Consider the following 9,568-nt stretch of genomic DNA (forward strand, 5'->3'; position numbering starts at 1 on the left):
CGCGGGCGCGGCGGCGGGCGCGGGCGAGCTGCCGCGTACGGCGGCGGCCGAGACCCTCGCGACCGTGCAGGCCGCCGTGCTGACGGGCGGTTCGCTGTGGATCGGGTACGTCAACGCCGAGGGCGCGGCGAGTCAGCGGGTGATCGCTCCGGTGCGGGTGGAGGGCGGGTTCGTGACGGCGTACGACCACACCGCGGACGAGGTGCGCACGTATCCGCTGCACCGGATCACCGGGGTCGCGGAGCTGGCGGACGACCAGGTCTGAGCCGGTCGCGCGGGCCGGCGGCCTGCTCGGCGGGAGTCGGCGGCTCACTCCCGCGGGGTACGCGGCTCACTCCTGCGGGGGTACGCGCGGGTTCATGCCCGCCACGCCGGGCTTTTCCAACTCTTGAGGGACCTTTCGGTGCATTTTGCATCAGGGCGGGTGGCGCGGGGCAGCCAACCGGTGTCCTGATCACGCTCAAGTGAGCTCAACGGAAAGGTAGTTGTCGCATGCGTACAGCTCGTCGCCTGGCCACCGTCCTGGCCGCCGCCGCCCTGATGATGGGCGCCCTGACCACGCAGGCCGCGGCGGTCAGCGTCGACATCGCCGGGCTCGTCATCGAGACGCCGCAGATCTGACGCTCGCGCGGCACGCTCACCGGGCCGGCCCGCCCACCCGGGCCGGCCCGCCCACCCGGCACCGCCGCCCGCGGCCGGTGCCCGACCGTGAAAGGCCCCGACGCCCGATGCGTTCCCAGCGTCCCGCCCGCGCCCGCCGCGCCGCCGTCGCCGCGGTGACGGCACTCCTCCCGGCGGCCGCCCTGGCCGCCGTCCTCGCTCCCGCGGCCGCGGCGTCCCCGGCCCCCCTGCCCCTGCCGCTCCCGGCAGCCGGGGCGCAGTCCCTGGTACCGGAGGGGGTGACCGTGGAGGGACCTCTGATCAACAACCTCACCCTGTCCGGCGTGAGGTAGCGCGGCGGGAGCCGGCCGGCCGGAGGGGGCGGCCGCGTCCTCGACGGCCGCGGACGGTGCCCCGTCGGCCGCCGTTCCGCGCCGCCACCCGGCAGCGTCCGGAGATCGTCGTCCCTGCGGCGCTGAAGGAGTACGCGTCCTTCGCCGTCGGCGGACCCGGCGGACCCGGCGGACCCGGCGGACCCGGCGGACCCGGCGGACCCGGCGGACCATGCGGACCCGGCGGACCCGGCGGACCCGGCGGACCATGCGACCACAGGCTGTTCGGCTCCGGTGCCGCCGGGTCGCGGTACCCGGTCCGTGCCGCGGTCGCCCTTGGCGTACCGGCGCCGCCTTCCGCGACGTCCGCCCGGCGGAGAACGAAGCGCCCGGCACGGCGCGTCACAGGCCGCGCGGCGGGCGTTCCTGCGAAGTCGTCCCGTCGGTTTCCCGCGATGGGCGACCATAGACAGCGGCGCGCATCCCCCGCGCGCCGGCCGGGACGCCCTTCCGGCGTCGGGCACGGGGCATAGCCCGTGCCGCGGCAGGCGTTGTGCCTGTCATGAGACGACCCAATCTCCGGAGGTACGTGTGTCCTGTCTCATCGTCCAGTCGGACAAGACTCTGCTCCTGGAGGTCGATCACGAGCAGGCCGGCGCGTGTCGTCGGGCGATCGCGGCGTTCGCCGAGCTGGAGCGGGCGCCGGAGCACATCCACACCTACCGGGTGACCCCGCTCGGGCTGTGGAACGCGCGCGCGGCCGGGCACGACGCCGAGCAGGTCGTGGACGCGCTGGTCACGTACAGCCGCTATCCCGTCCCGCACGCCCTGCTGGTCGACATCGCCGACACGATGGACCGCTACGGGCGGCTGACGCTGTCCAAGCACCCCACGCACGGCCTGGTCCTGACCACCACCGACCGCCCGGTCCTGGAGGAGGTGCTGCGCTCCAAGCGCATCGCGCCGCTGGTGGGGGCCCGGATCGACCCGGACACCGTGGCCGTGCACCCCTCCGAGCGCGGTCAGATCAAGCAGACGCTGCTGAAGCTGGGCTGGCCGGCCGAGGACCTCGCCGGGTACGTCGACGGCGAGGCGCATCCGATCGAGCTGGCCGAGGACGGCTGGGCGCTGCGCCCGTACCAGAAGCAGGCGGTGGAGAACTTCTGGCACGGCGGCAGCGGTGTCGTGGTGCTGCCGTGCGGTGCGGGCAAGACGCTGGTGGGCGCCGGGGCGATGGCGGAGGCGAAGTCGACGACGCTGATCCTCGTCACGAACACCGTCTCGGCCCGGCAGTGGAAGCACGAGCTGGTGAAGCGGACCTCGCTCACCGAGGAGGAGATCGGCGAGTACAGCGGGACGCGCAAGGAGATCCGGCCGGTCACCATCGCGACGTACCAGGTGCTGACGACCCGGCGGAAGGGGGTCTATCCGCATCTGGAGCTGTTCGACTCCCGGGACTGGGGGCTCATCGTCTACGACGAGGTGCATCTGCTGCCGGCGCCGGTCTTCAAGTTCACGGCCGACCTCCAGGCGCGGCGGCGGCTCGGGCTGACGGCGACCCTGGTGCGCGAGGACGGGCGTGAGTCCGACGTGTTCTCGCTCATCGGGCCGAAGCGGTTCGACGCGCCGTGGAAGGAGATCGAGGCGCAGGGCTACATCGCGCCGGCGGACTGCGTGGAGGTGCGGGTCAACCTCACCGACGCCGAGCGGCTGGCGTACGCCACCGCGGAGCAGGAGGAGAAGTACCGCTTCTGCGCGACGACGGACACCAAGCGCCGGGTCACCGAGGCGCTGGTGCGGCGGTTCGCGGGGCAGCAGATCCTGGTGATCGGGCAGTACATCGACCAGCTGGACGAGCTGGGGGAGCATCTGGACGCCCCGGTGATCAAGGGCGAGACGTCCAACGCGCAGCGCGAGAAGCTCTTCGGCGCGTTCCGGGAGGGCGAGATCAGCGTGCTCGTGGTGTCCAAGGTGGCGAACTTCTCGATCGACCTGCCGGAGGCCACGGTGGCGATCCAGGTCTCGGGGACCTTCGGTTCGCGCCAGGAGGAGGCCCAGCGGCTGGGCCGGGTGCTGCGTCCGAAGGCGGACGGGCACCAGGCGCACTTCTACTCGGTGGTCGCGCGCGACACGATCGACCAGGACTTCGCCGCGCACCGGCAGCGCTTCCTGGCGGAGCAGGGGTACGCGTACCGGATCGTGGACGCCGACGAGATGCTCGCGGAGGACTGAGGCCGCCGGACCGGGGCGGGGGCGGGGCGGGTGGCATGAGCGCAGCACCCGCCCGGCGTGGGATAGGCGCCGGAGGGGATCGGGGGGGTGCCGGAGGTGACCGGAGGGGATCGGGGGGTGCCGGGGGTGACCGGAGGGTCACACGGTGGCCCCGGGGGCCCGGGGGGTCATCTGCGGCGGACACCCGCTTCCTCGCCGTACTCGCCGAGGACGACGACGTCGAAGGCGGCGCCCGCGAACACCTTCACGGCGCGCAGCGCTTCGCCGAGACGGTGGCGGTGGCTGCCTTGGAGCGCGGTGGCTCCGCGGGGGCTCGGCCTGGCCGGGTGAATGGTTGCTGCGCTCATGTCTCCATGATGGGTTCGCCCCGGTGAAGACCGCATCGGCCCGCGGGCCGAGGCCGCCTACCGCCCGCGTACGTCCGTGGACGGACCGCTTCCCCCCGCGAGGAGGACCCCGTCCCCTAGGGGGTTGCGGGCGGATGCGGACGGGCGTGCGGGACGTAAAAAATCATTGGCGCCGGGGGCGGGGGCTCCTCTAGGATCTCCGCTCTTGCCCGCCTCCCTCGCGGAGTGCCGCCGCCCGGACGGAAACCGGACGGCTCTCGCGATCACCTGTCCGTAGGTCCGACCGGAGGCACCCCCTTGTCCACGCCCGTCGACGACGCCCTCGACCCGCTCCTGCGTGAGCGCTCCCACCTCGCCTCCTCCCGTGCCGCGCTGCGGGCGATGCGGGAGGACGTCGAGTCCCTCGACATCCGCGACGTGACCGCGAACTGGGTCAACGCCGCAGCCCTCGCCCACCAGATCGACGAGCGTGTGAAGGCCCTGGCCGACCTCGGCGGCACCCCGCTGTTCTTCGGCCGGCTCGACTACCTGCCCGCTCCCGGCGACCAGGGCGCGCAAGGCACGCCGGGTACGGAGGGGGCTCAGGAGGCGGACGGCGAGCGGTTCTACATCGGGCGGCGGCATGTGCACGACTCCATGGGCGACCCGATGGTCATCGACTGGCGGGCGCCGGTCTCCCAGCCGTTCTACCGGGCTTCCAGGAAGGACCCGATGGACGTCGGGCTGCGCCGCCGCTTCGGCTACACCGGCGGGGACCTGACCGCGTACGAGGACGAGCGGCTCTCGGACCCGGCGGAGGCCGAGCGGACCAGCAAGCTGCTCCAGCGGGAGATCGAGCGCCCGCGCGTGGGGCCGATGCGGGACATCGTGGCGACGATCCAGCCCGAGCAGGACGAGATCGTACGGTCCGCGCTGGGCGGGACCGTGTGCGTGCAGGGCGGGCCGGGCACCGGCAAGACGGCGGTCGGGCTGCACCGGGTGGCGTATCTGCTGTACGCCCATCGGGAGCGGCTGGCCCGTACCGGGACGCTCGTGATCGGGCCGAACCGGTCGTTCCTGCACTACATCGAGCAAGTGCTGCCCGCTCTGGGCGAGTTGGCGGTGCGGCAGGCGACGGTCGACGATCTGGTGGCGCATGTCGAGGTGCGCGGCACGGACGGGGCGGCGGCCGCGGTCGTCAAGGGCGACGCGCGGATGGCCGAGGTGCTGCGGCGGGCGGTGCGGGCGCAGGTGACCATGCCGGCGGAGGCGGTGGTCGTGGTGCGCGGGTCGCGGCGGTGGCGGGTGCCGGCGTACGAGGTCGAGGAGATCGTGCGGGAGCTGCTGGCCCGCGGGCTGCGGCACGGTGCCGCGCGTGAGGCGCTTCCGCAGCGCATCGCGCACGCCGTGCTGGTGCAGATGGAGCGGTCGGGCGAGGCGCCGGACGACCGGGTGCAGGACGCGGTGGCCCGCGACCGCGCGGTGAAGGCGGCGGTCAAGGCGGTGTGGCCGCCGGTCGACCCGGCGAAGCTCGTGCTGCGGCTGCTGGGTGACGCGGAGTTCCTCGCCGCGCACGCGGAGGGGATTCTCGACGCGGACGAGCAGCGCACGATCCTGTGGGAGCGGCCGGCGCGGTCGGTGAGGTCGGCGGTGTGGTCGGCGGCGGACGCGGTGCTGGTCGACGAGGCGGCGGACCTGGTGTCGCGGACGCCGTCGCTCGGCCATGTGGTCCTCGACGAGGCGCAGGATCTGTCGCCGATGCAGTACCGGGCGGTGGGCCGCCGCTGTACGACGGGGTCGGCCACGATCCTCGGTGATCTGGCGCAGGGCACGACCCCGTGGGCGACGCGGAGCTGGGCGGAGGCGCTGGCCCATCTCGGCAAGCCGGAGGGGGTGATCGAGGAGCTGACGGCGGGGTTCCGGGTGCCGACGGACGTCATCGCGTACGCCTCGCGGCTGCTGGCGCACATCGCGCCGGGGCTGACGCCGGTGGCGTCGATCCGGGAGAACCCCGGGCTCTTCGAGGTGCGGGCGGTGTCGGGCATGGAGGACGTGGTGGCCGCGTGCGAGGAGTCTTTGCGGCGGGAGGGGTCGGTGGGGCTGATCGCGGCGGACGGGCGGGTCGCGGAGCTCGGGGCTCTGCTGGCGGCGGCGGGGGTGCCGTACGTGTCGCCGGGTGAGGAGACGACCGCGGAGAGCCGGCTGACGTTGGTGCCGGCGTCGTTGGCGAAGGGGCTCGAGTACGACTACGTGGTACTGGACGAGCCGGGGGCGGTGGTGGACGGGGAGCCGGATGAGCGCACGGGGTTGCGGCGGTTGTACGTGGCGCTGACCCGGGCGGTGTCGGGGTTGACGGTGACGCACGGGGGGCCGTTGCCGGTGCAGCTGGGGTGACCGGGGGCTGCGCGCGGCTCCCCCCGCCCCTTCACGGGGTTGGGGGGCCGCCCCCTTGCCTGTCCCGGGTGGCCCCGGCCCTGTGCGCGGTTCCCCGCGCCCCCGGCGGGGGCTGGCCCCCCTTTCAGTCTCGGGCCGCGGCGAGCCGTCAGGGGGTCGTGTCGAGGGTGGTTCTCCAGTGGGCCACCGCCGGGGCGGAGACCGGGCCGGACCAGCCGTCCGGTCGTGCGGCGCCGCCGATGTGGAACGCGTCGATCCCCGCGGCCAGCAGCGCCGGCACATGGTCGAGCCGCAGACCGCCGCCGACCAGGATGCGCGGTTCGTACCCCGGTTCCCCGCCCCGCGCGGCCTCCGCGAGCAGCGTCGGCAGCCCGTCGTCCACGCCGGTCGCCGCCCCGGCCGTGAGGTAGGTGTCCAGGCCCGGCATCCCGTCCAGTTGCTTGCGCAGCGCGTCGCGGTCCGCCGCCCGGTCGATGGCGCGGTGGAACGTCCAGCGGCATCCGTCCAGTTCCGCGACGACCCGCTCCACGGCCCGCAGGTCCACCGCGCCCTCCGCGTCGAGGAACCCGAGCACGAACTCCTCGGCCCCGGCCTCCCTCAGCTCCCGTGCCGTACGGGCCACCCGCTCGACGTCGCCCGCCGCGAAGCCGTCCGCCGGCCGCAGCATCACGCGCAGATCGATGTCGACGGCGGCGCGGATCGCGGCGAAGGTCCCGACCGGCGGAGTCAGTCCGTCCGCCGCCATGTCGGTGACCAGTTCGAGCCTGTCCGCACCCCCGGCCTGGGCGGCGACCGCGTCCTCCGTCCCGAGGGCGATCACCTCCAGGACTGCACGCTTGCTCATGGGACCCCATTCCTCGGCATTCGACGGCGACGGCAGCTACCCGCGACTACAGGTCTAGTCCAATCAAAGCCTACGCCTGCCGGGCGGGGCACGCGATGACGCCCCCGGCCACGCGCGGCGGGCCGTACGCGCGTGCCGCGCGGGCCGTACCCGCGGGACCGGGCGCGGCCGTACCCGCGGACCGCCCGCCGCGCCACAATGACGCCATGGCCGATCCGGACACCCCCGCCGCACCCGCCGTCCCCGCCGTCCCCGCCGTCCCCGGCGCCCCCGGAGCCCCCTCCCCCGACGCCCTGCGCGCCCGCTTCGGGCGGGCCCTGAACGGCGCCCGCTCCCCCGCCACCGCCCCGGACCCCGCCCCCTACGCCGACAACCTGCTCGCGCGCTGGCGGGAGCCGCAGCGGCGCTACCACACGCTCACCCACCTGACCGCGGTCCTGGACCGGGTGGACGAGCTGGCCGCGCACGCCGCCGACCCGGACGTCGTGCGCCTCGCCGCCTGGTTCCACGACGCGGTGTACCTGCCGGAGCGCTCGGAGAACGAGGAGCGCTCGGCCCGTCTCGCCGAACGCGCCCTCGCGGAGGCCGGCGTCCCCGCCGGGCGGACCGCCGAGGTGGCCCGGCTGGTGCGGCTCACCGTCACCCACGACCCGGCGCCGGACGACCGCGACGGCGAGGTGCTGTGCGACGCGGACCTCGCGATCCTCGCCGCGCCCCCGTCCGCGTACGCGGCGTACACGGCCGCCGTGCGCGCGGAGTACCACTTCGTGCCGAACGACGCCTTCCGCGAGGGCCGCGCGGCGATCCTGCGGCAACTGCTGGCGCTGCCCGGCCTGTTCCGCACGCCGTACGGGCGGCGGACGTGGGAGGCCACCGCCCGCCACAACCTCACCGGCGAGCTGGCGATGCTGTCGCCGTGAGCGGGGGCGGACCGCCGCCCGCAGGGCACGCGACACGGGGGCGGGGAGCAGAGGCGGGGAGCAGGGCCGGGGAGCAGGGGACGGAGGGCGTCACCGGCGCGGCGGCGCTGCCGCGCACGGCACCGCCCGGCCCGGACACCGGACTCGGGCCCGGACTCGGGCCCGGACACCGGCCTCAGGGCGTGTCGCGTCCCTTCGGTCTGCGCAGGCCCGCCCCGTGCAGCAGGCGCACCACGTCACGGCTGCTGACCTCGACCGCGCCGGCCCGTACCGCGTCGGCGTACCGGTGCGAGGGGAGGTCGTAGTGGTCGCGTTCGAAGGCGCGCCGGGGCACGCCGAGCCGCTCGGCGAACCCGTGGAGTTCGTCGTAGGAGGCGTCGCTGACCAGGTGGGACCACATCCGGCCGTGGCCGGGCCAGGTGGGCGGGTCTATGTAGATCGTCACGACGCCGCGGGGCCCCTCACGCGCCCCGCGCCCCGCCGCCGGCGGCCGGCCCGAGCGAGCCCACCGCCGCCACCCGCACGCCCGCCTTGTGGCAGACCCAGTGCGGGTCGGCCCCGAGCTCCGGCTCGACGTCGAGGGCGTGCGGTTCGCCGCCGCCGCAGACCGGGCACAGCGGCCAGCGGCCGTACCGCTCCAGCAGGGCGTCCTGGACGTCCTGGGCGATCAGCCCGGCCACGAACTCCACGCCGTCCGGCCACTGTTCCACCCACCAGCGGCGGGCGACGACGGACTCCTCGACCAGCGAGACGACGTCCGCCTCGGCGACGCCGTCGGCGACCAGGTCGGCGAGGACGAGGGCGCGGGCCGTGTGCAGGGCCCGCTCCAGCGGACTGACGGGTTCCATGGTCCTATTGTGCGCAGTCTTGACCACGGCCCGGTACTGAAAATACCTTTCAGGTGTGACCCATGAGGTGAAGGAAACTTTCGGCCGCGGCCCGGCGCCCGCCGCCCTCGCGGCCAAGGTGCGCATGCTCGCCCCCTCGATGACCCGCTCCATGCAGCGCGTGGCCGAAGCGGTGGCGAACGACCCGGCGGGCTGCGCCGCCCTCACGGTCACCGGCCTCGCCGAACTCACCGGCACCAGCGAGGCCACCGTCGTACGCACCGCGCGCCTGCTCGGCTATCCCGGCTACCGCGACCTGCGCCTCGCCCTCGCCGGCCTCGCCGCCCAGCAGCAGTCCGGCCGCGCCCCGGCGATCACCACGGACATCGCGGTGGACGACCCGATCGCGGACGTCGTCGCCAAGCTCGCCCAGGACGAGCGGCAGACCCTCGCCGACACGGCGGCCGGTCTGGACACCGTCCAGCTCGGCGCGGCCGTCACCGCCGCGGCCGCCGCGCGCCGGATCGACGTCTACGGCGTGGGGGCGAGCGGGCTGGTCGCCCAGGACCTCGCCCAGAAGCTGCTGCGGATCGGGCTGATAGCCCACGCGCACAGCGATCCGCACCTCGCCGTGACGAACGCGGTGCAGTTGCGCGCAGGCGACGTGGCGATCGCCATCACCCACTCCGGGTCGACGGGGGACGTCGTCGAGCCGTTGCGGGCCGCCTTCGAGCACGGCGCCACCACCGTCGCCGTCACCGGGCGCCCGGACGGGGCCGTCACCCAGTACGCCGACCACGTCCTCACCACCTCCACGGCCCGCGAGAGCGAGCTGCGCCCGGCGGCGATGTCGTCCCGCACCAGCCAACTGCTCGTCGTGGACTGCCTGTTCGTGGGCGTGGCCCAGCGCACCTACGAGACCGCGGCCCCCGCGCTCGCCGCCTCCTACGAGGCCCTGGCGCACCGGCACCGCCGTTAGCGCCGTTAGCGCCGTGACCGGGAAGGCGCACCGGCTCACGACGCCCGGCAGACCTTCCCGGCCGCGGCGCCGGCGCCGCGCACCGGCGGCCCGCGGGTCCCCCGCCCCCGCGCC

At 74.9% G+C, this 9,568-nt stretch carries 11 protein-coding genes; 7 read left to right on the plus strand and 4 right to left on the minus strand.

Translation table 11 applies throughout. The annotated features are described in order from the left end of the window. The 4 genes from SZN_RS32380 to SZN_RS32390 all read left to right on the plus strand — a co-directional run. A partial coding sequence (locus SZN_RS32380) for a WYL domain-containing protein (RefSeq protein ID WP_007503397.1) occupies positions 1 to 265 on the plus strand: 265 nt, incomplete at its 5' end. 227 nt (positions 266 to 492) lie between these two features. Beyond that, positions 493 to 621 carry a hypothetical protein gene (locus SZN_RS43290; RefSeq protein WP_007503398.1) on the plus strand — a complete coding sequence of 43 codons (129 nt, stop codon included), beginning with the start codon at positions 493 to 495 and terminating at the stop codon, positions 619 to 621. Between the two features lie 107 nt (positions 622 to 728). After that, on the plus strand, positions 729 to 953 hold the full coding sequence (locus SZN_RS32385; RefSeq protein WP_007503399.1) for a hypothetical protein: 225 nt from the start codon (positions 729 to 731) through the stop codon (positions 951 to 953). 570 nt (positions 954 to 1,523) lie between these two features. After that, positions 1,524 to 3,164, plus strand: coding sequence for a DNA repair helicase XPB (locus tag SZN_RS32390; protein ID WP_007503400.1), 1,641 nt, complete (start codon positions 1,524 to 1,526; stop codon positions 3,162 to 3,164). A gap of 167 nt (positions 3,165 to 3,331) precedes the next feature. Here the strand turns inward: SZN_RS32390 and SZN_RS32395 are convergent, their stop codons facing one another. After that, entirely contained in the window at positions 3,332 to 3,511 is a 180-nt protein-coding gene (locus SZN_RS32395) for a hypothetical protein (RefSeq protein ID WP_208865883.1), read from the minus strand. A 297-nt stretch (positions 3,512 to 3,808) separates the two neighbouring features. On the opposite strand from SZN_RS32395, the gene SZN_RS32400 reads away from it, so the two are divergent. Then, positions 3,809 to 5,884 carry a HelD family protein gene (locus SZN_RS32400; RefSeq protein WP_007503401.1) on the plus strand — a complete coding sequence of 692 codons (2,076 nt, stop codon included), beginning with the start codon at positions 3,809 to 3,811 and terminating at the stop codon, positions 5,882 to 5,884. Between the two features lie 148 nt (positions 5,885 to 6,032). Here SZN_RS32400 and SZN_RS32405 read toward each other — a convergent pair whose 3' ends face one another. Further along, positions 6,033 to 6,728, minus strand: coding sequence for a copper homeostasis protein CutC (locus SZN_RS32405; protein WP_007503402.1), 696 nt, complete (start codon positions 6,726 to 6,728; stop codon positions 6,033 to 6,035). A 206-nt stretch (positions 6,729 to 6,934) separates the two neighbouring features. On the opposite strand from SZN_RS32405, the gene SZN_RS32410 reads away from it, so the two are divergent. Further along, positions 6,935 to 7,648: an HD domain-containing protein gene (locus SZN_RS32410; protein ID WP_244313456.1), complete on the plus strand. Its 714-nt coding sequence runs from the start codon at positions 6,935 to 6,937 to the stop codon at positions 7,646 to 7,648. Between the two features lie 175 nt (positions 7,649 to 7,823). Here the strand turns inward: SZN_RS32410 and SZN_RS32415 are convergent, their stop codons facing one another. Together SZN_RS32415 and SZN_RS32420 are read right to left on the minus strand one after the other, a co-directional pair. Next, the gene (locus tag SZN_RS32415; RefSeq protein ID WP_007503404.1) at positions 7,824 to 8,093 is read right to left on the minus strand and encodes a DUF4031 domain-containing protein; all 270 of its coding nucleotides are present in this window, start codon (positions 8,091 to 8,093) and stop codon (positions 7,824 to 7,826) included. Positions 8,094 to 8,109: 16 nt separating this feature from the next. Further along, positions 8,110 to 8,496, minus strand: a complete 387-nt coding sequence (locus tag SZN_RS32420; protein WP_007503406.1) for a hypothetical protein — start codon at positions 8,494 to 8,496, stop codon at positions 8,110 to 8,112. A 55-nt stretch (positions 8,497 to 8,551) separates the two neighbouring features. Between SZN_RS32420 and SZN_RS32425 the strand changes: the two genes are divergently transcribed. Further along, positions 8,552 to 9,454 (plus strand): MurR/RpiR family transcriptional regulator, encoded by a 903-nt coding sequence (locus tag SZN_RS32425; RefSeq protein WP_007503408.1) that lies wholly within the window; start codon positions 8,552 to 8,554, stop codon positions 9,452 to 9,454. Positions 9,455 to 9,568: the final 114 nt, after the last annotated feature.

Origin of the sequence: Streptomyces zinciresistens K42, assembly GCF_000225525.1 — a bacterium.
GTDB classification, from domain to species: domain Bacteria; phylum Actinomycetota; class Actinomycetes; order Streptomycetales; family Streptomycetaceae; genus Streptomyces; species Streptomyces zinciresistens.